Annotated in this window: 18 protein-coding genes; 11 read left to right on the top strand and 7 right to left on the bottom strand. The window is 70.3% G+C overall.

Annotated elements, in window-relative coordinates; all coding sequences use genetic code 11:
* Positions 1-211: 211 nt before the first annotated feature.
* A complete protein-coding gene (locus HUG12_RS21280; protein WP_179270897.1) occupies positions 212-2827 on the bottom strand; it encodes a PKD domain-containing protein in 2616 nt (871 codons plus the stop codon).
* A 238-nt stretch (positions 2828-3065) separates the two neighbouring features.
* Here HUG12_RS21280 and HUG12_RS21275 point away from each other — a divergent pair, with 238 nt between their 5' ends.
* Together HUG12_RS21275 and HUG12_RS21270 are read left to right on the top strand one after the other, a co-directional pair.
* A complete protein-coding gene (locus HUG12_RS21275) occupies positions 3066-4310 on the top strand; it encodes a glycosyltransferase family 2 protein (RefSeq protein ID WP_179270896.1) in 1245 nt (414 codons plus the stop codon).
* A gap of 240 nt (positions 4311-4550) precedes the next feature.
* Entirely contained in the window at positions 4551-5867 is a 1317-nt protein-coding gene (locus tag HUG12_RS21270) for a carboxylate--amine ligase (RefSeq protein WP_179270895.1), read from the top strand.
* Between the two features lie 93 nt (positions 5868-5960).
* On the opposite strand, the gene HUG12_RS21265 is transcribed toward HUG12_RS21270, so the two are convergent.
* Complete coding sequence (locus HUG12_RS21265) at positions 5961-6608, bottom strand: acyltransferase (protein WP_179270894.1); 648 nt, start codon at positions 6606-6608, stop codon at positions 5961-5963.
* 228 nt (positions 6609-6836) lie between these two features.
* Here HUG12_RS21265 and glmM point away from each other — a divergent pair, with 228 nt between their 5' ends.
* From glmM to HUG12_RS21250, 3 genes are all read left to right on the top strand, one after another.
* Positions 6837-8210: a phosphoglucosamine mutase gene (gene glmM / locus HUG12_RS21260; RefSeq protein WP_179270893.1), complete on the top strand. Its 1374-nt coding sequence runs from the start codon at positions 6837-6839 to the stop codon at positions 8208-8210.
* A gap of 83 nt (positions 8211-8293) precedes the next feature.
* The gene (gene glmU / locus HUG12_RS21255) at positions 8294-9361 is read left to right on the top strand and encodes a bifunctional sugar-1-phosphate nucleotidylyltransferase/acetyltransferase (protein ID WP_179270892.1); all 1068 of its coding nucleotides are present in this window, start codon (positions 8294-8296) and stop codon (positions 9359-9361) included.
* Positions 9362-9515: 154 nt separating this feature from the next.
* The gene (locus tag HUG12_RS21250; protein WP_179270891.1) at positions 9516-9842 is read left to right on the top strand and encodes a HalOD1 output domain-containing protein; all 327 of its coding nucleotides are present in this window, start codon (positions 9516-9518) and stop codon (positions 9840-9842) included.
* A gap of 137 nt (positions 9843-9979) precedes the next feature.
* Here the strand turns inward: HUG12_RS21250 and HUG12_RS21245 are convergent, their stop codons facing one another.
* Complete coding sequence (locus HUG12_RS21245) at positions 9980-10561, bottom strand: DUF7344 domain-containing protein (RefSeq protein WP_179270890.1); 582 nt, start codon at positions 10559-10561, stop codon at positions 9980-9982.
* Positions 10562-11694: 1133 nt separating this feature from the next.
* On the opposite strand from HUG12_RS21245, the gene glmS reads away from it, so the two are divergent.
* The 3 genes from glmS to HUG12_RS21230 all read left to right on the top strand — a co-directional run bounded on the left by glmS (position 11695) and on the right by HUG12_RS21230 (position 14665).
* Positions 11695-13512, top strand: a complete 1818-nt coding sequence (gene glmS, locus HUG12_RS21240) for a glutamine--fructose-6-phosphate transaminase (isomerizing) (RefSeq protein ID WP_179270889.1) — start codon at positions 11695-11697, stop codon at positions 13510-13512.
* 153 nt (positions 13513-13665) lie between these two features.
* Positions 13666-14223 (top strand): DUF7344 domain-containing protein, encoded by a 558-nt coding sequence (locus HUG12_RS21235; protein WP_179270888.1) that lies wholly within the window; start codon positions 13666-13668, stop codon positions 14221-14223.
* 163 nt (positions 14224-14386) lie between these two features.
* Complete coding sequence (locus tag HUG12_RS21230; RefSeq protein WP_179270887.1) at positions 14387-14665, top strand: winged helix-turn-helix domain-containing protein; 279 nt, start codon at positions 14387-14389, stop codon at positions 14663-14665.
* A gap of 134 nt (positions 14666-14799) precedes the next feature.
* On the opposite strand, the gene HUG12_RS21225 is transcribed toward HUG12_RS21230, so the two are convergent.
* The 4 genes from HUG12_RS21225 to HUG12_RS21210 form a co-directional block, all read right to left on the bottom strand.
* Positions 14800-15204 carry a hypothetical protein gene (locus tag HUG12_RS21225; protein WP_179270886.1) on the bottom strand — a complete coding sequence of 135 codons (405 nt, stop codon included), beginning with the start codon at positions 15202-15204 and terminating at the stop codon, positions 14800-14802.
* 104 nt (positions 15205-15308) lie between these two features.
* Positions 15309-15728, bottom strand: a complete 420-nt coding sequence (locus HUG12_RS21220) for a restriction endonuclease (RefSeq protein ID WP_179270885.1) — start codon at positions 15726-15728, stop codon at positions 15309-15311.
* A gap of 183 nt (positions 15729-15911) precedes the next feature.
* Positions 15912-16136, bottom strand: coding sequence for a hypothetical protein (locus HUG12_RS21215; RefSeq protein ID WP_179270884.1), 225 nt, complete (start codon positions 16134-16136; stop codon positions 15912-15914).
* Positions 16137-16918: 782 nt separating this feature from the next.
* Positions 16919-17221: a HalOD1 output domain-containing protein gene (locus tag HUG12_RS21210; RefSeq protein ID WP_179270883.1), complete on the bottom strand. Its 303-nt coding sequence runs from the start codon at positions 17219-17221 to the stop codon at positions 16919-16921.
* A 687-nt stretch (positions 17222-17908) separates the two neighbouring features.
* Here HUG12_RS21210 and HUG12_RS21205 point away from each other — a divergent pair.
* The 3 genes from HUG12_RS21205 (at position 17909) to HUG12_RS21195 (ending at position 22692) form a co-directional block, all read left to right on the top strand.
* Positions 17909-18139 (top strand): DUF7563 family protein, encoded by a 231-nt coding sequence (locus HUG12_RS21205; protein WP_179270882.1) that lies wholly within the window; start codon positions 17909-17911, stop codon positions 18137-18139.
* A gap of 184 nt (positions 18140-18323) precedes the next feature.
* Complete coding sequence (locus tag HUG12_RS21200; protein ID WP_179270881.1) at positions 18324-18992, top strand: helix-turn-helix domain-containing protein; 669 nt, start codon at positions 18324-18326, stop codon at positions 18990-18992.
* Positions 18993-21402: 2410 nt separating this feature from the next.
* The gene (locus HUG12_RS21195) at positions 21403-22692 is read left to right on the top strand and encodes a Cdc6/Cdc18 family protein (protein ID WP_179270880.1); all 1290 of its coding nucleotides are present in this window, start codon (positions 21403-21405) and stop codon (positions 22690-22692) included.
* Positions 22693-23544 lie beyond the last annotated feature (852 nt).

The following is a 23544-nucleotide window of genomic DNA, read 5'->3' as shown; positions in this document are numbered from 1 at the left end:
CGGTGGACCCCTGAACGTCTTTGTTAATCGGCGTATCGCGCACGGACGGGGGATTTTGGCGCACCCTTCCTGACTCGGGGCGACAGGTTAGCCGATCGTGATTTTCCGGGCAGGGCCGGGGGCGGGCGGCCGGGTTCGTGGGACGGCGGACGGATCCGTGGGGCTGCGGACCGGCCGGTCCCCCGGGAGGGGCCTCCGCGGGGCGGAGAGGTTAGCGGCCGCCCCTCGACCGCACGACCGCGCACGCGACCAGCGAGAGCAGCGCGAGCAGCGTCGCGAGCGGGGTGAATCCGGGCGCCGCCGTCTCGGACGTGCGATCCTCCCCCCGCGTCGGGGCCCCGTCGGTCCCCACGACCTCGACGGTGACGTTCCGACCGGCGACGCTCGCGGTGTAGGTGCCGGGCGCGCTCACCCGGCGGGTGAACGTCACGGTCCGTGCCTCGCCCCGCGGGACGGAGACCGACTCGACGGCGACGACCTCGTCGAACAGCACCAGTTCGAGCTCCATCGAGCCCTCCACGTAGCCGTCGTTCCGGACGGTGGCGTCGATCCGGACGTCCTCCTCGGTCGTCACCGTGTCGTCCGCGAGCGAGACGTCGGTCACGGAGAGGTCGGGTTCGGCCGGGAGCACGCGCACCTCGGTCGGCTCGGCGCCGCCGAGTTCGACCGTGTGGGTCCCGGCCTCGGCGAACCGGTGGGTGAAGGTGACCGTCTCGGCCTCGCCCGGCGCGAGGTCGACGCTCCGGCCGGCCGTCGTCGTCCCGTCGACGGCGAACTCGACCTCCCGCGTGCCGGCCGCGTCGCCGACGTTCTCGACGCGGATCGAGAACTCGGCCTCCTCGCCCGCGAGGAGTTCCCCGTTCGTGGCGTTCACGCCGCCGAGTTCGAACGAGGGCTCGGGGTCCGGCGCGGGCGGGGCGCCGCCTCCGCCCCCGCCGCCTCCGCTGGACGGCGGGGGACTGCTGTTGTCCCCGTTATCGTCGTCACCGTCGTTCCCTCCGTTACCGCCGTCCCCGCCGTCCCCGCCGCCGTCCTCCGCGACGGTCACCTCCATCTCCGCCGTGGCGGTCGCGTTATCGGTCCCGTTCACCCGGAGCGTGACGGTGTAGGTTCCGGGGTCCTCGTAGGCGTGTTCGGCGGTCACCCCGGTCCCGTTCTCCCCGTCGCCGAACTCCCACCGGTAGTCGGTGATCCCGTCCGCGGGCGTCGAGGCGCCGCCGTCGAAGGAGATCACGTCGCCGGGCGTCGCTTCGGTCGTCGAGGCGTCGATGACCGCCGAGAGCGCGGCGGACTCGGACACGGTCACGGTCGCTGTGTCGCTGTCGGTCGCGCCCTCGGCGTCGACGACCGTGACGTTCGCCGTGAACTCGCCGGCGGCGTCGAACGGGTGCTGGACTACCGAGGCGTTGATCGTCCGGTCCACGGTGCCGTCGTCATCGAAGTCCCAGCGATACTCCTCGACTCCGACGTCGTCGGAGGAGCCGCTCGCGTCGAACCGCACGTCCTCGCCGACGGTCCCGTTCGACGGAGCCGAGAGGTCGGCGGTCGGCGGTTCGTTCGTCCGTTCCTCGACGGTGAGCGTCGCGGTCGTGGAGTCGGTCGCGTTCGCCGTGTCGACGACGGTGAGGTTCACGGTCGCCTCGCCGACGGAGTCGAACGCGTAGCGGGTTTCCGGTGAGTCGGTCCCCCGGTCCACGGTGCCGTCGTCATCGAAGTCCCAGCGGTACTCCACGATTCCCTCGTCGTCGGTGGAGCCGCCCGCGTCCAGTTGCACTGACTCGTTCACGGTCGCGTTCGGCGGGACCGAGAGCGACGCCGTCGGCGGGGCGTTCGTCGCTTCGGTGACCGTGACCTCCGTCGACGTCGAGTTCGTCTCGCCGGCGGCGTCCTCAACGGTCAACGAGACGGTGTAGTTGCCGGGCTCGTCGTATGCGTGGTCGACGGACTCGCCGGTCGCGTTCGTTCCGTCGCCCAGGTCCCACCGGTACTCGACGATGCGATCCTCGGGCGTCGACCCCGAGGCGTCGAAGGTGACCTCCTCGCCGGCGGCCGGCGTGCCGGGGGCGTCGATGTCCGCCGTGAGTTCGTCGCCGGGACAGGGCCCGGCGGTGATGGTCACCTCCTGGTCGAGCGCGAGTTCGCCGACCGTCTCGCCGCCCTCCTCCATCAGCGTCCAGCTCTCGACGTGGTACTGGTCCGACCCGGAGTAGAACCAGTCGCCCCAGGCGTCGGCCTCCTCGTTGTATCGGGGCTCGATGGTGATCGTGTCGAACTCCTCGCTCTCGAGTCCGCGGAACGCCGCACCGTCGTTGCGCAGATTGTTGTACATCCAATCGATGTCGGCGGTCGTATCGCCGGTATCGAAGTTGTCGTCCTGGGTGTCGTTCTCGTACTCGTCGTCCTGCACGGCGAGGTCCCAGTCCGACGGGAGCCCCGACACGTCCCAGCTGACGGTGCTGCCGTTCCCCTGATCGCCCCGCTGGCCGTGGACGACGACGAGGCTCGTCCCCTCCGACCCGGTGTAGAAGAACATCGAGGAGCTCCGGGGCTCCTGATACTCGTCCGTCCCGTAGGAGCTGTAGTCGCCGGACGGGTCGGTCTCCGGGTTCCGGTAGTCGTAGAACTCCTCGACCGTCTGGCTCTCGTCGACCACCGGCGTGACCGTGTAACAGTTCGAGCCCTGCGCGACCGCGACCGTCGACGGCGTGTCCGCGGCGGCCGGCGGTGCGAGGAGCACGAGGCCGGGCACGGCCGTGACTGCGCTGGCCAGGACGACGAGCGCGAGCGCGAGCGCCGTCGTTCGTTCACCTGCGGCGTTTCCGAACATTGCTCCTCGGTGGCCAACCCGGAGGCTTTGTTATGGAGCCGTTTTCCGGGCCCGGCGGACGGACCCGTGGCGTACAACCGACGGGCGTAACGGGGGTCTTCGGGGGAAGTAAGCGAACCCTGTACCCCGGGGAGCGCGGGGGCGGGTCGGATCCGGTCGGCCGATGCAGGCTCCGGGTAACAAAACCCGCGGTGGGCCTAAGCCGCCACGAGACGCCGGGTGTCGCCCGGCGACGACCATGTACCGAGGACACACCGTCGGGGTCGTCATCCCGGCATACAACGAGGAGGGGTTCGTGGGTGAGACGCTGGAGGCGGTCCCGTCGTACGTCGACCGCGTGTACGCCGTCGACGACGGCTCGTCGGACGGCACCTGGGCGGAGATAACCGAAACCGCCGAACGGCTCGAGGACGAGTTCGAGCCCGAACCGGACGGGCCGCGTCGGTTCTCGCGGCGCGTGGTGCCGATCCAGCACGGGGAGAACCGCGGCGTCGGCGGCGCCATCAAGACCGGGTACCTTCGCGCGCGCGAGGAGGGCATCGACGTGACGACGGTGATGGGCGGGGACGGGCAGATGGAGCCCGAGATGCTCGACCGCCTGCTCGACCCCATCGTCGAGGGGCGCGCTGACTACACCAAGGGGAACCGGTTCCTGAACCGGACCGACCGGGAGGACATGCCCGCGTTCCGGTTCGTCGGCAACGCCATCCTCTCCGGGCTGACGAAGATCGCGAGCGGCTACTGGCGGACCGGCGACCCCCAGAGCGGCTACACCGCCATCTCCCACGAGGCGCTGGAGCGGGCCGACGTCGAGGGGATGTACGAGTTCTACGGCTACTGCAACGACCTGCTCGTCAAGCTGAACGTCGCCGGCCTGCGCGTCCTCGACGTCCCCCGGCCGGTCACCTACGGCGACGAGGAGAGCCACATCCGCTACTCCACGTACATCCCGCGGGTGTCCGGCATGCTGCTCCGCAACTTCCTGTGGCGCCTGCGGACGAAGTACCTCCTGTTCGACTTCCACCCGGTGGCGGTCGCGTACGCGGTCGGCGCGCTCGCGACGCTCGCCGGCCTGGTGACGACGCTCGCCGCGGCGGTCCGCGGCGGGTCCGGGCGGGACGACGCCGATCCGGGCGCGGGGACGAACGCGAGGACCGGCGGCACCGGCGTCCTCGTCGGACTCGGCGGCGTGGTCTCGCTCCTCTGGGCGATGACGCTCGACATGAGGGCCAACGAGTCCCTGAACGGCGTCGACCGGCGGGTCGACCCCGGCACCGGCGGGCGGCGGGACCGGGAGGACCGCGTCGACGCCGACCGGCCCGGCGCCCGCGACGACGGGGTCGGGGACGACGCGGGGGCTCACGACGTCCACCCGAGCCGTAACGGGCGAGGGTCCGGGGACCGGCCGGAGCAGGGCGGGTACCCGGACGGGCTCGCGGGGAACGGCGACCGGCCCGCCGTCGACCGCCCGGACGCGAAGTGACGCGACCGCGGGGGCGGGACGCGGCCCTGACCGTCACGGCCCCCGACACGTCGACGCCGTTACCGGCCGCCAGTTCGGCCGTACGCCCCGCCTACGTCCGGGACCGTCCCCCCAGTTGGTACCTCCCACGCGCCGGTGACGCCGGCCGACCGGGGTGGCGAACCGGTCCGACGGGTGAAACATTCGACCGAACGTACGGTGAGACTTACTTCATGCCCGTTTCCCGACGGTAGCCTACGTATGTCAGGACCGGCCGACGCGGGGGGTCGGGTGCTCGTTCTCGACGCGGACGGCCAGGCGTCGCTCAGTGTCGTCCGCTCGCTCGCCCGCCACGGGGTATCCGTCACGGCAGGGAGCGACCGGCGGTACTCGCTGGGGGGGCTGTCGCGACGCTCGGACGCGTCGATGCGCTACCCGCCGGTGGAGGAGGACCCGGGCGCGTTCGTGGACCGACTGGTCTCGTATCTCGACGGAAACGACCACTTCGCCGTCGTTCCGACGAACGACGCCACCTCGGCGGTGCTCTCCCGGCACAAGCGTCGCGTCGCCGACACCGGCACGCTCGTCGGCGTCGAGGACTGGGAGCGGTTCGAGCGCGTCTACGACAAGCGGCGCACGTTCGAACTCGCCGAGGGGCTCTCGATCCCGACGCCCGACACCTTCGCGCCCGACTCGCTCTCGGACCTCGAGCGGATCGCCGACGGGGTCACCTACCCCGCCGTCGTGAAATCGCGCAACAAGACCGTCTGGACGGACGGGGGGCCGCTCGTCGAGCACCTCGTCGAGGACGGGGACTACGTCGACGGCCCCGACGAACTCGTCGACACCTACCGGGACCTGCTCGCGCGGAACGAGGAGTTCCGCGAGAACCCGCCGCTGGTCCAGGAGTACGTCGACGGGCGGACGGTCACGACCGTCGGCGTCGCCGAGGACGGGGAGCTGCTCGCGTACTTCCAGGAGCTCCGGCTGCGGACCACCCCCGCGTCCGGGGGGGCGTCGACGCTCATCCGGGGCATCCGCGAGCCGGAGATGGCCGAGTACGCCGCCGAACTGCTCGCCGCGCTCGAGTGGACGGGGCCCGCACAGGTCGAGTTCATGTGGACGCCGGACGGCGAGTTCTACCTCGTCGAGATGAACGGCCGGTACTGGGGCTCGACTCCGCTGGCGGTCGCCTCCGGCGTGGACGTCCCGTGGCTCCACTACTGTCAGCTCGCGGGGTATACGCCGGCGATGCCGGACGCCTACCGGGACGACGTCGTCCAGCAGCGGCTGCTGTACGGCGACCTGAAGTGGCTCCACGAACAGCTCGAGGAGGGGAAGCTCCGGGCGTTCGGTCCGTTCCTCCGCGCGCTCGTGACGGCCGACCAGGTGTTCGTCTCGACGTCGGATCCCCTCCCGACCGTCGCCGCGCTCGGGGACGCCGTCAGGCTCGGCGCCGTCCGCCTCGGGAACGTGCGGGGCGTCGGCCGACGGTCCGGGACGGACGAGGGGGACGACGGGAGGGACGCGACGACCGGCGGGAGCGTGCGGTCCGCCGCGGGCGACGGCAGGCAGTGAGCGGGCCCGCGGGACGTCGGTCGGCTCGAGCGCGGGCGTGCCGCCGCGTGAACCGGCCGTGAGGCTTCGGACGGGCACCGTACGCGGCCGGCGTCAGCGGAGGTCGTACGATTCCGCCACGTCGTCCGCGAGCACGTCCGCGTGGGCCGCCGCCAGCTCGCGCGCCTCCCCCTCGTCGAGGTGGGACTTGAACCGGCGCACGCGGGCGGGGGCCCCGGCGGCGATGCAGTGGGGCGGGAGGTCCCCCGTGACGACCGAGTTCGCGCCGACGACCGTGTCGTCCCCGACAGTCGTCCCCTCGGTGAGGAACGTGAACGCCCCGATCCAGCAGTCGTCCCCGACCGTCACGTCGCCCTCCCGCACCGCGAGGTGCTCGTTCCGGTTCGGCGCGACGCCCATGTCCTGGTCGGCGACGCGGTTCTGGGTGTAACAGAAGACGAAGTGGCTCACGGCCGTGTTCTCGCCGATCCGGACGGCGTTCCCCGCCTTCGACTGGATCCGCGAGTGCCGTCCCACGTACGAACCGGCGCCGAGCGAGATCTCCCCGTCCCCGTACAGCGTGATGCCGGGGCCGTTGAACTCGAACCCAGGGTCGACGTCGTACCGCCCGTAGTACCGGGCGTAGCGGCCGCGCTTGCGCGCCGCCTCGACGTACGCCGCGACCGAACCGGTCACCCCGTTGAACAGAAGACGATACGTGAGCGGATTGTCGAACAGCGCCCGTTCGAGTGATCGAATCATGCTTGGACCCCGGCGGCCCGTGGCGGGCCGTCCGTGATGGGTTCGCTCCCGCCCGCGTCGGCTTTGTTAGCGACGGGTTTCCGCCCGCGGTCGCCGGCCGGCGGGGCCGCCGGGCCCGGGCCGCCGCCCGGGGAGAGGACGCCGACCGGTCCGACGACGCCGGCCGCACCCGCACGTCCGCCGGGGTACACTCCCCATAACAATGGCCGGACTCGGCTACCGACACCCATGTTCGGAACGAGCGGGATCAGGGGCGAGGTCGGCGTCGACGTCACGGCGGCCACGGCGCTGGGAGTCGGTCGTGCGGTCGCCACGGAGGGCGCGGAACGGGTGGTGGTGGGCCGCGACCCGCGCGAGAGCGGCACGGTTCTGACGGACGCGCTCGTCGCGGGGCTCCGCGAGTGCGGCGCGGACGCGGTCCGCCTCGGCGAGGTGTCGACGCCCACCGTCGCCCGCGCGGTCGGCTGGTACGACGCCGACGCCGGGGTCACGGTCACCGCCTCGCACAACCCGCCGGCCGACAACGGCCTGAAACTCTGGGACGACGACGGGGCGGCGTACGTCGGGGCCCGGCAGGAGGCCGTCGCGGAGCGCGTCCGGTCGGGCGAGTTCGCCCTCGAGCCCTGGGACGGCATCGGCGGGGTCGAGCGGGTCGAGGACGCCGCCGACCGTCACGTCGGGGAGCTGGTCGCGGCCGGCGAGCCGCTCGACGGGCTCACCGTCGCGGTCGACCCGGGCAACGGGAGCGGGCGGCTGACCGCGACCGCCCTCCACCGGCTCGGCGCGAACGTGGAGACGCTGAACGCCGAGCCGGACGGCTCGTTCCCCGGGCGCCCCAGCGAGCCGACCGCGGAGAACTGCCGGTCGCTCTGCCTGTTCACCGGGGCCACCGACGCCGACCTCGGGATCGCCCACGACGGCGACGCCGACCGGATGCTCGCGGTCACCGGCACGGGCGAGTTCGTGACCGGCGACGCGCTGCTCGCCCTGTTCGCGCGCGACGCGGTCGAACCGGGCGAGCGCGTCGCCGCGCCCATCAACACCAGCATGGCAGTCCGCCGGGCGCTGGAGGACGTGGGCGCCTCGCTCACGCTCACCGCGGTCGGCGACGGCCACGTCGCGGAGCGGGCGGCCGACCCGTCGGTCGCCTTCGGCGGCGAGCCCTCGGGCGCGTGGATCTGGCCGGACGCCGTCCGCGCGCCGGACGGCCCGCTCGCCGCCGTCCGACTCGCCTCGATGGTGGCCCAGCGCGGGTCGCTCTCGGACCAGCTCTCGACCGTCGAGACGACGCCGCTCCGGCGCGAGAGCGTCCGGACCGGGCGCAACGGCGAGGTCGCCGACGCCGTGGTCGACGCCGTGGGGGACCGGTACGACGCGGTTACCGCCATCGACGGCGTGCGGGTGGACGTCGACGACGGGTGGTTCCTGGTGCGCGCGAGCGGAACCGAACCCCTGGTTCGCGTCACCGCCGAGGCGGAGGAGGAGGGGCGGACTGCGGAACTGTTCTCCGAGGCTGCCGGACTCGTCGAGGACGCGCTCGAACTGGTCGAGGGCGAACGGCCGGACGCGCCGGACGCGCGGGCGGACGGCGGCCGACCGTAGGCCGGGCGGGGCCCCGCGGAGCTCGACCGGCGCCGAATAGCCGTCGCATTACAAGGTAGGCGTCCGCCCTCGAATGGTGGCGTATGCAGGCAGTCATCCTCGCCGCCGGAATGGGGACCCGGATGCGCCCCCTCTCGACGGTGACGCCGAAGCCGATGCTCCCGGTCGCCGACCGTCCGCTCGCCGCGCACGCGGCCGACGCCGCCGTCGCGGGCGGCGCGGACGCGCTCGTGTTCGTCGTCGGGTACAAGGCGTCACACGTCCGGTCGTTCTTCGGCGACCGGTACGGCGGCGTCCCGGTCCACTACGCGAACCAGCCGGTCCCGGAGGGCACCGCCGACGCGGTCGACGCCGCCCGCCCGTACCTCGACGGCCCGTTCGCCGTGCTGAACGGCGACAACCTCTACGACCCCCGCTCGATCTCGACGCTGTTCGACCGTGCGCCGGCCGTCGCCGCCCACCGCGTCGAGAACCCGAGCGAGTACGGCGTGCTCTCGACGGAGGGCTCGCTCGTGACGGGCGTCGTCGAGAAGCCCGACGACCCCCCGACGAACCTCGCGAACGCCGGTGCGTACGTGTTCCCGGCGGCCGCCCGCGACTGGCTCGACGTCGGCGAGAGCGAGCGCGGCGAGCACGAGATCACCGACGTGCTCGCCCGCGCGGTCGACCACGTCGACGTCTCGGCCGTCGAGACGGACCGCTGGCTCGACGTGGCCCGCCCCGCCGACCTCCTGCGGGCGAACGAACTGGCGCTGGCCGACCGCCGGGGGGACGTCGAGGGCGAGCTCGCGCCCGACGCGACGGTCTCGGACGGCAGTGCCGTCGCCGAGGGCGCGGCCGTCGGGTCCGGCGCGACCCTCCGGGGAGCGGTACTCGTCGGCGCCGGCGCGACCGTGAGCCGGGACGCGACGCTCCGCGGCCCCGTCGTCGTCGGCGCCGGCGCGACCGTCGGGTCCGGCGCGACCCTCCGGAACGCCGTGCTCCTGCCGGGGGCCACGGTGGAGCGCGACGTCCACCTCGAGGACGCCGTCCTGGCGCCCGGGTGCGGGCTCGCGCCGGGGACCGACGTCTCCGGGGACCGCGAGAACGCCTCCTGGGAACCGGCGTCGCTCGTCGCCCCCTCCCCGTCGGCCGGCGGACTCCCGTACTGACCAGGCGGTCCGATTCGCACGGCGGTTTCGCGGCGTGACGCTTCCGCTCGTTCTCGAAAACGTTTAGTAGCGTAACTCCCGAGCACCACGCGTACTCTACGCACATGTCAGTAGTACTAGCTCGATCGACGCTTCGATACGGGAGGGCCAGTCGATGACCGCGGCGGACCCGACGTACGTCGACTCCGATCAGGGGCGAACGGGGGCGCGCGGGCACAGCCGGGTTCGTGGGGACGACGAGTCGGTCGCCGAGGCGGTCGTCCGCACGGTCAGCGAGGCGACCGGCGTGGAACCGACGTCCGTCGAACCGCTGAACTCCGTGGTCGACGCCGACGCGCTGAACGCGCTGTTCCGACCGCGACTGAACGGCGAGAAGCGGACGGGCGGCGGCGTCTTCTTCCTTCTGGATGGGTGTGAGGTCACCGTCCACGGCGACGGGGAAGTGGTCGTTCGGCCTGAAGCGCGGTCCTCGTCCGCGTAACGCAGTCGGCGGCGTAACGTAGTCGGTCCCTGGCGGGGGGACGACTGCCCGACCGGGGGACGTCTCGGGAACGGATCGAGGGGCCGAAGCGCGGTGAGAAAGGTGTCGACCGGAATTCCGACGCCGGAAGGCGTCCGCTACTCGGGGCGCTCGGTGTAGTAGGCGACCGCGGGGATTCCGATCAGTAGCGCGAACACGACGAGCTCCGGCAGCATCGGCGCGCCGGTGGCGTGCGCGAACAGGAACGCGAGCCCGCCGCCGAGCGAGAACGCCGTGTACTGTCTGATCCGCCCGCCGTCGTCGATCGCCCCGTCGGAGTCGAGATACTCGTACAACACCTCTGCGCTGTCGCCGAGTTCGACGATGCCGCGCCCCTGGTTGAAGGCGACGGCGTCGGCGTCGTCCATCTTCGGGAGGTGGCACTGATACAGGCCGATGTACACCCGTTTCCGCTGCTGCGCGTTCAGCTCCGCGGGGGTGATGTCGTTCTCGTAGGCCGCGATGTGCTCCGCGAGTTCGCCGATCGTCACCGAGCCCTCCGTGCGCCGGAGGTACTCGAGCACGAGTCTGCGTCGTTCGTTCTTCAGCACCTCGAACACGACGTCGAGCGGCAACTCCTCTTCGACTGGGGGCGGCGACGGGGAGTCGTCCCCCTCCTCGAGCGAGTCCGCGTCCGAGGACGCGGGTTCGTCTCGCTCCGTCCGCTCGCTACTGTCCATCTGTTTGTGGGTTCGTGCTTCCGTTGACATGGTTCGTTCCACGTGTCCGCTCCGGCGACCTCGGTCGTTCGTCCAGTCCGCTGGGGTGTGATGAGTCACGTCCACCCCGACACTCCTGATTCCCACCCATCGCATCTCGGGCGAATACAATGTGTGTACCCACCTTACTTATACGTAATGCTGGATTTATGTGACTCCTGCTCGCCGGTGCTTTGGTCGTTCGTGATTCGATACGGCTGGAGCGGTCGTAACCGCCCGACGGGCCGCGGGTGGGAGCGGCAGATCGGGTGAGTACGCGGTAAGTCACGGCTTCCCCCGGCCGCGGGGCGGCGCCGATCCGAACCGGACCGTCTCGCCGCCGGTGGCGGCGGCTTCGACGGCGAGCCGTGTCCCGGTTCCGGGGCCACACGCGGGCCGCCGGCTCCGTGCGCGGTCGTGGTCGAACCGACCGCGGATCCGCTCCCCGGCGGCTCGCGCGCGGCGGACCGAGGGCCGCCGGGAGCCGCGTCGTCCTCGCGGGCCGCGTCGTCCCCGCGGTCCGTCCCCGTCGCGGTCGACTCCGGGAGCGAGGACGTTCCGATCGGTCGCCCGAGGGGTCCCAGCGGGGTCCGTCGACGTGCCGACCGCTGGCGTACGGTCGGCCGGCCGCGAGCGGCCGTCGTCGGGGGCGGCGCGGCCGACGGCGGGCGGTGCCGTCGCTTCCCCGCGCACCGCGGCGGTCGCGGGGCGTCCGGGGGTCCGCTCCGGTCCGATCGGGGGGAGATCGGGCGGCGGCGACGACGTGACACGTCGGACCGTGTCGTCCGCCGCACAGAGGATGACTAACATGTGGCGTCCGTTCTCGGACCAGCTATCCCCTTTGTTATCAGTTCGCTACCGGTCGGTATCGCCCGATATCGGGCCGTAATTCCGCCGTCTCCGCCCCGGAGAGCGGGAGAAACGTGGGGTCGGCTAACCACGCGGGCGGAAGCCACAGCACGCGAATAACAATGGACGAATCGGGCCATTGGCCACCGTCACCGCGGATGGCCGCGCCCATCCGGGAAAATATCAATGAACGAAATATTACCGGCGGTCACTCCGCCACGACACCCCGCACAGGCGCACGACCATACGCGAACGGAGCGCCTTCCATGTGTGGGATAACGGCCTGCATCGCGGACGGCGACGTGGTCGACGAGCTCCTCACGGGGCTGGCCAACCTCGAGTATCGCGGCTACGACTCGAGCGGCATCGCGATCGACGGGGGCGCGGACGGGCTCTCGGTGCTGAAGCGGTCGGGCGAGATCTCGACGCTCCGGGCCACCGTCGAGGAGGAGCCCCCCAGCGGCGGCATCGGGATCGGCCACACGCGGTGGAGCACTCACGGCCCGCCGACCGACGAGAACGCCCATCCCCACATCGACTGTACCGGCTCGGTGTCGGTCGTCCACAACGGCATCATCGAGAACCACGAGGAGCTGCGCACGGAGCTGAGCGAGCGCGGCCACCGGTTCTCCAGCGACACCGACACCGAGGTCATCCCCCACCTCGTCGAGGAGGGGCTCGCCGACGGGCTCGACCCGGACGAGGCGTTCCGGTGGGCGATCGGACGGCTCGAGGGAGGCTTCGCCGTCGTCATGCTCGTCGACGGCGAGGAGACGCTGTACGCGACCCGGCGTGGCTCGCCCCTGGTGCTCGGTCTCGACGGTGACCGACGGTTCCTCGCGAGCGACGTCCCGTCGTTCCTCGAGTACACGGACCGAGTCGTCCACCTGGAGGACGGGGACGTCGTGGCGGTCGGGCCGACGGGGTACGCGGTCACCGATGCCGACGGCGAGCGCGTCACGCGGGAGCCGTCGACCGTGGACTGGCGCCCGGAGGACGCCGAGCGCGACGGCTACGAGCACTACATGCTCAAGGAGATAAACGAACAGCCGAACGCGCTCGACCGGACCGTCAGCGGCCGCATCGGGAACGACGGGAGCGTCTCGCTCTCGTCGTTCCCCCCCGGGACGTTCGCGGACGTGCGGGACGTCCAGTTCGTCGCGTGCGGCACCTCGTACCACGCCGCGATGTACGCCAGGGAGCACCTGATCGAGATGGGCGTCCCGGCGTACACGTTCCGCGCCGGCGAGTACGCGACCGCGCCCGCGCCGGCGGACGAGGACACGCTCGTCGTCGCCGTCACACAGAGCGGTGAGACGGCCGACACGCTCCAGTCGGTCAGGCACGCACGCGACGCGGGCGCTCGCACGCTCGCCGTCACGAACGTCGTCGGGTCCACCGCGTCCAGGGAGTGTGACGACGCGCTGTTCATCCGCGCCGGCCCGGAGATCGGCGTGGCGGCGACCAAGACGTTCTCCTCGCAGGTGGCCGCGCTGTCGTTGCTCGGCGAGCGGCTCGTCGAGGACGTGACCGGCGAACCGAGCCCGGACCGCGCCGAGCGTGGCGCGGCGCTCCGGCGGCTCCCCGCGGACGTCCAGCGGGTCCTCGAGGACTCGCCGGTCGCCAAGCTCGCCGACGAGTACCGCGGCCGCGACGCGTACTTCTTCATCGGGCGCGGCGTCGGCCACCCGGTCGCGCTGGAGGGGGCGCTTAAGTTCAAGGAGATAACGTACGAGCACGCCGAGGGGTTCGGCTCGGCCGAGCTGAAGCACGGACCGCTCGCGCTCGTCACGGAGGACACGCCGGTCGTCGCCGTGTTCGACGGGCGCCACGGGGAGAAGGCGCTGGCGAACGTCGAGGAGGTCCGCGCTCGCGGCGCGCCGGTGATCGCCGTCGCGGGTGAAGGGTCGCGAAAGGTCCGGGAGATCGCCGACGAGTTCCTCCCGGTTCCCGACACGCACCCGGACGCGACCGGCGTGCTGGCGAACGTACAGCTCCAGCTCGTATCGTACCACGTCGCCGACCTCCTCGGTCGTGCGATCGACAAGCCGCGTAACCTCGCCAAGAGCGTGACGGTAGAATGAACGGGGTCGAGAGTGATACAACCCCCCCTGGTATCCGCGTGCTACGGGCGGTTACGTCGCCTACAGCACGTAACCGGGGAGTAACAAAGTGTCCGAGCGTCCGCTGTATGGGCAGCGGTGGGCGGCGGACCCAGACCACACGAGCCCCGACTGATGTCCGAGTCAGAGCACCGTAGGCTGTCGCAAAACGAGGTGTACGACCTCCTGAGTAACCCCAGGCGTCGTTTCGTCATCTCGTACCTCAGGGAGCACGGCCGCCCGATCGAGCTGACCGCCCTCGCGCGCGAGGTCGCGGCGTGGGAGAACGACGTGCCCGCCGAGGAGCTCACCGACCAGCAGGAGAAGCGGGTGTACGTCTCGCTTTACCAGACGCACATCCCGAAGCTACGCAACGCCGGCATCGTCGAGTACGACTCGGACGACGGCGAGATCCGGCTCATGGGAACCGTCGGCCAGCTCGAACGGTACCTGCCCGAGGAGGAGGAGCGCGAGCCGCCCTGGCAGTCGATCTACATCGGCACCGCGATCCTGGGCGGCATCTTCTACCTGCTCGTCGTGTTCGACACGCCGGTCTTCGGGGCGATCGGGGACGCGGCCGCGGGGATCGCGGTCGTCACGGCCTTCCTGGCCGTGACCGTTGCACAGTACGTGTACACCCGGTACGTGGCGCCGGGGCGCGAGGCGACCCTCGTCGACCGGGGGAGGCGATGACGGGGCACGAACCGACGACGCTCCGGCGACGGGGTCCGACTACGCCGCGGCGGCGGGGTACCATCACGGCCCGTTCCGCGGGCCGACGGGGAAGGAAGATGCTCTCAGGACACACACTCGAACGGGGTGACTGGACGGTGCGGCGGAGGGAGGTGAGGGGGTCATGAGCGACGACTGGGACGTCGTCGGCTACGTCATCAGTTCGCGCTACCGGGTGGCCGTGCTCGGACGGCTCTCGGACAGCCCGGCGACGCCCTCGGGCATCGCCGACGACGAGGACCTCGCGGTCACGCACGTCTCGCGGGCGCTCCGCGGCCTCCGCGAGCGGGGGCTGGTCGAGCTTCTCGTCCCCGAGGAGCGGCGGAAGGGGCGCGTGTACGGGATCACGGAGGACGGCAGGGAGACCTGGGACCTCATCCAGGCGCAGGACCTCCTCGACTGACCTCGATCCGGATCCGCTCTATCGTTCCCGAGCGGACCCCCTCGACCGCGTCCCGGTGGTTCGGTCCCCTCGACGGACTCGGGGTCGAACCTCGCCCGACTATTCCTCGAGCCAGTCAGTCGGCGGTCCCCGAATCAGCCCGGCCGGTGGACGCTCGCGATCAACAGCGCGTTGTGAACCACGACGACGACGTTCAGGGCGGTCATCGGTCCGTAGCCGACGAGCCTGACCGCCGTCACGGCCTCCGGCGATCCGTCGGGGTGTGACCCGACGAACGACGCGGCGCGTTCGGTCACGAGGATCAGGCCGCCGACCGCGACGGCTGCCACGGCGGTGAGGCCGACGGCGGGTCCGAACGACGCGATGGCGGCCGCGGCGACGACGTTCGCCTCCCGGACCCCCGGGACGAACCGCAGCGCGACGAGCGTGACGAGGAGGTCCGCCGCCTGCGTGGCGGCGAGCGCGCCCGCGGCGACGCGGGGCGTGAGTCGGCCGAACCCGACGCGCTCGCGGACCCCCCGCGGAAACTCGACGTTCACGCCCGAACCTTCGCGTCCAGGTGAGTTCGTAAGCCGCGCGTTTCCGCCGTTCCCGAGGTCCCCGGCCGGCGGTCAGAGAGGATCCTCATCGCTCCCGTCGGCGGTCAGGACGGTTCCGACGTCGCGTCCGGTCGGCCGAGCAGCGCCCGCGCATCGAGGGCGTCCACGAGCCGCGCGAGGTCGTCCGGCCCCACGAGGTCGACCCCGTGGGCGGCGGCCATCCCCGTCGCGTCCGGCGAGAAGCCGGCGTTCGTCGCGAGCGTCGTCCCGTCGGGCCCGAGATCGACCGCGGCCCGGTCCCGGACGGTCGCCGCGTCGACGGCGTCGCCCGGGGACCGGTACGCCGCGAACAGCGCACGGCGTTCCTCGCCCCCCGTCTCCGTCCTCCGGCTGGCGACGTAGACGTCGTCCTCGAGCCCCGTCGGCGCGACGGTCCAGCCCTGTCGGCGCCAGAGCGCCGCGAGGAGGCCCGGGAAGCGCGACGGCGCGACGCCCTCGATCGTGGTCGGGTCGGTTCGTGTCACGGACGCCAACGGGCGGTCGAGACACGTTGTTAGGCCCCCGGTAGCGACGCGCGGATCGCGGCGGCAGGTCGGCGGGCAGCCGCAGCGGACGGGCCGGCGCGGTCGCGTTCGCCGATCGCTCGGACGATCAGCCTCGTCGGTTGCTCGACGAACGACCACCGTCGGTGGCTCGACGGCCCGAGCTCATCGGTGGCTCAACAGCCCGAGCCGATGCGCGTCGCGGGCGCCCGTGATGAGCACCGTGATGAGGACGCCAGTCACCAGCCCGGCCACGAACACGTTCCTGAGGAGCAGTCCGAACGGCATCTGGACCGGGTGGGTCACGACCAGCACCATCGCGAGCGCGTTCCCCAGGAACAGCCCCGTGACGGCGTCGACCACGAGGATGGCCGATCTGGCGGAGGTCATCCCGAACTGGACCGCGGTCGTGGGCCCGGCGTGCGGGTCGCGGGGTCGAACGGCGCTCCGTGGGCCCGTCCCCCATCGGTCGTCCGTACGTTCACCGTACTCTGCGTAATCACGACGTACCGCACACGCGTGAGCGGGATAGTAATTCGGCACATGTGCCGGCGAAGGACTCGGTTACCCGGACCGGGCGTCCGGGTCGCTTTCGACCCGCCGGGTTCGGGCCGTGGTACCGCGCGGATAACGAAGCGGTCCCTGCTCGTAAGGTCGAACGCAGATGTCACGAAAACTGCTCTCGGTCGTGGTGGTCGTCGGCTCACTGGCTCTCCTGGCCCGCGTTGCCGGCGTCTCCCCCGGTCGATCCACCGACGAATCGGAGTGAGATCGATCGCGGTCCGGGCCGTCCGGGCCGGTCGACGCTCGCGAAACAGGTAACGCCACGATAACGCCCGTTCCTTTCTTTATGTGTCCCGTTATACTCGAAATTACTTTTGTGCAGTCCCACTCAAGGCGCTATAGATGTCGGGGAGAATCACCGATGACGAGAAGCAACGGATGCACGAGTTCGCGAGCACGCCGAAGTACGAACGGGGGCCGGAGATGCTCGTCCCGGAGGCCACCGAGGACGAGGAGGAGTGACTCGCGGGCGTCGGGTTCGTACGTCGATCTCCCTCGACCGCTGACGGTGTCGGAGGGGTTCGGGGGACGACGACGGGAACGTCGGGGGCGACCGTCGACGGGGGTTTCAGCGTCCCGTTACCCGGTCACGCGCGGCGTCGGCCGGTTCACCCGTCCGCCCTGACGACGACTTCTCCGGTGCTCTCGACGACGACGCCGGTTCCGGCGTACCTGAACGACACCTGCCCGGGGACGTCGGACTCGCGCGTCGCCAGCGAGGCGACCAGGCGGTCGAGCGCGTCCGTGTCGAGCGTGCGCTCGAGCTTGGGAAGCTCCGTCGGCGGGACGTCCTTGGCTCGGCCGACCGCCAGCGCGACCGCGGTGCCGGTGGATTCGCCCTCGACCGGGTCGTGTACCGACCGCTCGAGCACGTTGGCCCCCTCCGTCGTGTCGGCCCCGTCTTCGACCATCGCTTGCGTAATATCACCATAGCTCGTCCATAGAAGTTCCGATGTAGGTCGGTGTATGCGTACGCGCCCGCGTCGTTGAGGGGCGGCGGCGGCCTTCCGGCCGTCTTCGGAGATCCGCGCGGAGCGCTCTGGGATCCGCACGGTGCATCGGCGAGCCGACCGTCGTTCGATCGGCGTAGCCGGCCGAATCCCCCGTTAATGCTCCCTTTACGGGGAACGGGTTCCGGATTCGACCATTACGACGGTATCGCCGTAAACCCATCGGTCTGACGTGTTTCGGTTCGTATGATCGACATACTCGCAGTTAACGCTGCATTTACCCGGATACGTGCCGGTATTCGTCTCCTGACTCTCCCGACCTGACAGTACTCACCGATCACCCCAGTGGGTCGAAGGACGTCGACGTCCGCGCCGTCGTGGGCACCGCCCGGTACGGGAGCCAGTCCAGAGAACGGGAGTCGGTACGGGGAACGATGGTCGGCACGGAGATGCGGAGGTCGGGGCGTTCGGTTCGACGAACCCGCCGGCCGTCCAGAGGTGGGCCCGCTCGGACGGGGGTCCGGCGTGCCGTGGTCCGGTTCGGCCCGAACCCCCGGTTTAAGACCGTGATATGTCAAGCCCAACAGTGACGCCGGATTCCCCCATCCACCAACCCGTCGGCCCCACGGGCCGGTGGGAGTACGAACAATGCCAACATGTACCAACTGCGGGAGCTTCGTCACGCCGTCGTTCGTCCGGGTGTTCGGGGGCAACGACGGGCAGATTCGAGGCTGTGACAACTGCAAGACACAGACCGAACTGAACAGCGGCATCGCCGCCCGTTCGTCCGACGAGGGGGTCCCGTTCGATCCGAACGGGGGAGGGGTGACCGACCCCGACGACGGGCCACCGTCCGAGCGGGGGCCACCGGACCTGTAATCCGGCGCATAGTTAATTACCCTCGGGCGGACCCGCAGGCAGGAGCACTCGACCCTGCCATGACTCACGAACGGTACCCGGCCGACGGTCCCGCGGCGATCCTCGGACCTCCGGTCCGCGGCCGTTCCGGGTCCACCCAACGTCGACGGTTCGAACGACGACTCGACCACGGCCGGGCCGCTCGATGACGACGCTGCGCGTCGAACTCGCGGTGCCGCTGCTCACCGAATCGTTCAGCGAGTCGCAAGGTACGAGCGGGACGCTCGTGGACGTCGGACCGGTCGACGGCGCGACGTATCGGGTGCTCGTCCGGGTGCCGCTCGTCGACGAGACGGCGTTCGAGGCGACGCTCGGCGAGGACGAGACCGTCGCCGGGTGGACACACGTCGCAAGCGGCGACGGCGAGCACCTGTACCGGGTCCAGGTCGGCGCCGATCGGCTGGCCGTGCGCGCCTACCGCCACGCGGTCCAGCTCGACGGGCACCTCGTCGCCGCACGCGTACACGCCGCCGGGTGGCACGTCAGACTGCTGTTTCCCGACCGGGCGGCGGTTTCCATGTTCACGCGTCGCTGCGAGGCCGACGGAATGCGGCCCAGGGTCCGCGCGGTCCAGGCCACCGACAGCAGCCACGTCGGCCCGGCGTACGAACTCACGGGTGCACAGGCGGAGACGCTCCGCGTCGCCGTCGAGCGCGGCTACTTCGACGTCCCGCGACGGGCAACGCTCGAGACCATCGCGACCGACCTGGACGTCTCCAAGCAGGCCGTCTCCGAGCGCCTCCGCCGCGGCCTCCAGAGCCTCCTCACCGACGCGTTCGGATCGTCGGCCGCCGGGCTGACGGACGCCAGGTAGACGGAGGCGACGCCGGAATGGAGTCAGTAGATCGAGGGGACGGTCCTCGAACGGGATCGCGTTCTCCCGGACGGCGCATCCTCACGGTCCCACGCACGGCTTCCGGTCACGGCGTCGGGGTCGTCCCCCTCCCGCGTCGAGCGAGTTCGTTCCCGGGTTCTCGCCGCTCCGCGGTTTCCGCCTCGGGTACGCGGACAACACGCAGGCACGCCGGCAACGTTTATTCTTCTCGGCGAGCAACCCCCCTTGCGGTCAACAGGGCTACGCCCCCGACGATCGAGGGCGTGCGCACGCCCCGGTTCCGGGAACGGACGGACCGTCGGTCGTCGTTCCTCGTGATCGGTGAGACTCGACCGTACGCACCGGAATCGACCGCATTCCCCCTCCCGGGCACCCCGTCCGGGGTGCTCGGGCCCACTCATCCGTTCTCCAAGGCCCAATCGTTGCCAGGACCACTCATCTAGGACGCGCTGGTCGAGGGTCGTCCGAACTCGCGGAGGCCATCGTCGAACGGCGAGGAGGTTCCATCGAGAACGAGGTCCGTCGTCGTGAAATCCGGGACGGTCCGATGACGACCGGATGCGAACCCCCGCGGGGTGACGTCCCGAAGGGGTCGACCGGTACCGTCCCGGAAGACGCGGGTCGAGGGACGTCCCCCGACCCGTGACGTGGGTCCCAACCAGTACCCGGACCCGCGAGCCACGCGACAGGAACGTGTCCTCGAACGGATCCCCGTCGAGGAGACGGGTCCGGTGAGTATCCCCATTCCGGGAGCGGACTTCGTTACCAGTTCGGTACCGACGGTACCGGCCCGCTACCGTCGGCCACCCGCTCCGGACGGGTGGTTCCGGTCCGTCGCGATCGCGGTGGCGTGGGGGGCGTGGACAGCGTGAGCGGGGTGGGTGGCGTGGGGGGCGACGAGCCACGGAGGGCAAAAGCACTCGAAAACCGGTGTGTTCGAGAAGCCGTCGCCGCCGTTCGTCGGCCGCGGGAGGCGGTCGAACCGGCGGACCGGCGGACCGGCGGACCAGCCGCGTCACGGAGGGCCGATCGACGGCGCCCTCCCGTCGAACCACGTCACGGGCCCGCTCGTTCGGCCACGAACGCCCGTTCGTCGGCGTTCACGGACCTCGCGCCGTCCTCGTTCACCGCGGCTCGGACGGATTTCGTCTCGCCCCGAACGAACCCGCGTTCGGACGATCCGAGCCTGGCGGGTCGGCCACCCCCTCACACCGGTTTGCGAGTGCTTTTCCTCTCGAAGGCGGGGTCGGGATCCGCGGACGGCAGGGAACTCGGACGGGAGAGACGGCGGATTTCTCGAGGAGCCGTTCGACTGGACTGTCGCGCCCCGTTTATTATATTATATGCTTTTCTACTAGTGTAGTAGTAGTATAGTGTCGTCGTTCAAACGTCGCTCCTACTTCTGGTGGTTCCGGGTGAATCAGGAGTTAACCTAACGTGCACGAGAACCGCTCTTTAAACCTGCGCCGCGCCTCCCGACCGAGGACCGGCACCGACCGCTCGAGATAGCACTCGCAAACTGGTGTGGGGGTGTCGACGATCCCCGTCCGGTCTCTCGTTTCCGAGGAAGCGCTTCCACCGGTGTCCCCCTTCGACCGGTACTGCTCCGAATCGGCGAACCACCGAGTCGCCGAGTACTCGGTGTCGCCGGAGCGACCCGCCGCAACGACACGGCCGCAACGGCGTGTTCGGTTCGACTCTCGCTGTCGATTCAGTTCGACTTCTGCCGTCGAGCAGGTTCGTCCCCTCCGCCTTCCTCGTGGACCTCTCGCCTTCCTCGTGGAGTCCGAACTTCGACATCTCCACCCTCCGGAGCCCTCGTCTCAGCGAATCCCCACCGCCCGGGGAGCGAGTCGATCCGTCGACGGCAGGCGGTACCACGCCGCTCCGTGGAGCGTGACGCTCGAAACCGTCGAACGTAACACTCGAAAAGTGGTGTGTGGGACCGGACGGAGCCGGCGGACGATCGACCACGGATCCCGCCGCTGACGACGCTCACTCCCGCCGAAACGGCCTCGGGGTCGACACCGGCTCGATCGTCACCGCTACAGGCCAGGCATCACCCGTCGTTCGAGCCCTTCTCACCCCTCGTCCGCGGTCGAGCCGTCCCGACCGCCGGCGGTCGGGCAGGACCGTTCGCTTCCCATCGTGCCGGATCGCCGTTCACCTCCCTCTCACCCGCGTCAGATCCACGAAAGCACTCGCAAACCGGTGTCCGTTTCGGGGGCTCGACCCCCCGATCGGGGGTAGCTGCGGAAGCAGTTGCAATCACTCGCAGTCATTCGCAGCCACTTGCAGAGCACTCGAAGCCGACCGGTGTAGCACTCGAAAGCACTGGAAAGCACTCGAAAGCCTAGCTTTATCCCCCCGGTCCACGACACCGTTTCCAATGGGGTCGAACTCCATCTTCGAGGACGACGTGGAGATCATCCGCGACGCCGACCTCTTCACGGAGGAGCACACCCCCGAGAAGATCCTGTGCCGCGACGACGTGATGCAGGACTACGTGAACGCGCTCAAACCCGTGTACAAGGGCCGACCGCCGCGGAACGCCTTCCTCTACGGTGACACCGGGGTCGGGAAGACCGCGGCCACGAAGTACCTCCTGCGCGAACTGGAGGGGGACATCCGCGAGCGCAACGCCGACCGCGGACCGGACGAGCAGCGCACGTTCACCCACGTCCGCATCAACTGTCAGAACATCGCGCCCTCGGACGGCACGGCCTCGTCCTACCAAGTGGCGATCGCGCTGGTCAACGAGTTCCGCGACGACCAGATCGCCTCGACCGGCTACGCCTCCCGCGAGGTGTACTCGATGCTGTACGAGGAGCTCGACGAGATCGGCGGCACCGTGCTCATCGTGCTCGACGAGGTCGATCGCGTCGGCGAGAGCGACACGCTGCTGTACGACCTCCCGCGGGCCCGCGACATCGGCTACGTCGAGGACACGCGGATCGGTCTCATCGGCATCAGCAACGACTACACCTTCCGGTCGAACCTCTCGCCGAAGGTCCGCGACACGCTCTGTGAGACGGAGATCAAGTTCCCCGCCTACAGCGCCGACGAACTCGAGGAGATCATCGCCGCCCGCGCGAACAACGCGCTCCACGACGAGACGTACGACAAGGAGGTGCTGTCGCTGTGTGCCGCGCTCGCGATGCGCAACTCCTCGGGGAGCGCCCGGCGCGCGATGGACCTGCTGAAGCAGGCCGCCGAACACGCCGAGAACGTCGGGAACATGCCGATCAAGCCGAGCGACGTGTACGCCGCGAAGGAGGAACTCGACTACGGCGACATGGTCGAGTCCATCATCGACCAGGACCAGCACAAACAGCTCATCATCGACGCGGTCGCCAGGCTGGAGACGGACGGCCGGACGCCGGTCCGGACGAAGGCCATCCACGCCATCTACGAGCAGCTCGCCTCGGCGGCCGGCGACGACCCACTGAGCCAGCGGGGGATGTACAACCACCTCACCCGGCTCGACATGCTGGGGTTCCTCCAGTCGTTCCAGAACAACGAGGGGCTCCGCGGCGGCCAGTACAACACCTACGAGCTCTCGGAGGCGCTCACCGTCAGGCAGGTCGAGGACGCGATCGACAGTTCCGAACTCCCGACCGCCGACGTCGAACTCGACCTCGACAGCATTCTGGTTCGGGCGGGTCTCTCGGAGGACTGACGGGCCCGGCGGCCGCTCCACGTTTCTCCGAGTTCCGTCCTTCGGCGAACCGCGGGCCGTACCCGACGGACGGTGGGCCGTGCTCGGCGAGCCACACTCCGTACTCCGGTATGGGGCCGGGACGAAGGGGCTCCGGACACACCAGTTTTCGAGTGCTTACCGGACGGTAGCGATCGATTATCTCCCGGTACGGATCCCCTACTCGAGACAGCGCCGGCGCGAGCACTCGCAAACCGGTGTGTCGGGTAGAATCGCCAACAGGAACGGACGCGCTCGCCGGGAACACACACCGGTTTGCGAGTGCTCCGCAGGTTCGCGATCGTCGATCCGCGCGCTATCGACGTCGGCCGAGCACTCGCAAACCGGTGTCCCCGTCGCCGGCATCGGCGGGCCGACCGAACGCGCGGGACCGACCGTGGGGTCTCCCGGCGGGAAACGCCCCCGGCTATGGGTACTGCTTACGTTCTGGTACCACCTGAATAACAATGGAAGAATCCCGTGTACGAGTAGTTGCTACCGGCCGTCGGAGGGCGTCGCGTGCCTGGCCCGGAACGCGACGCGATCACCCGAGGGCTCGGTGGCGACCTGCGGAGCGAGATTCGACGGTCGTTCCCCCCTGTACCGTCGACGACCCCACACCAGGTGCCGAACCCGGCATCCACCCCATCCGGCACCTTTCGAACTCCGCTCACCCGGAGACGCTGTACCCGGTTCCCACGCGGTCCAGCGGGACCCCGAGGGAAGCCACGGACACTTCGCCGGGATTTTTTCGACCGTCCTCGCCGCCCGGCCGTGGTCGTTCACGCTCGGAGTGGACGGCTCGAGGGCGAACGGGTGGCCACGTCGACGGCC

It is taken from the genome of Halorarum salinum, from assembly GCF_013402875.1.
GTDB classification, from domain to species: domain Archaea; phylum Halobacteriota; class Halobacteria; order Halobacteriales; family Haloferacaceae; genus Halorarum; species Halorarum salinum.
The sequence above is the reverse complement of the archived record's forward strand: the minus strand, read 5'-3'. Positions and strand labels throughout refer to the sequence as shown.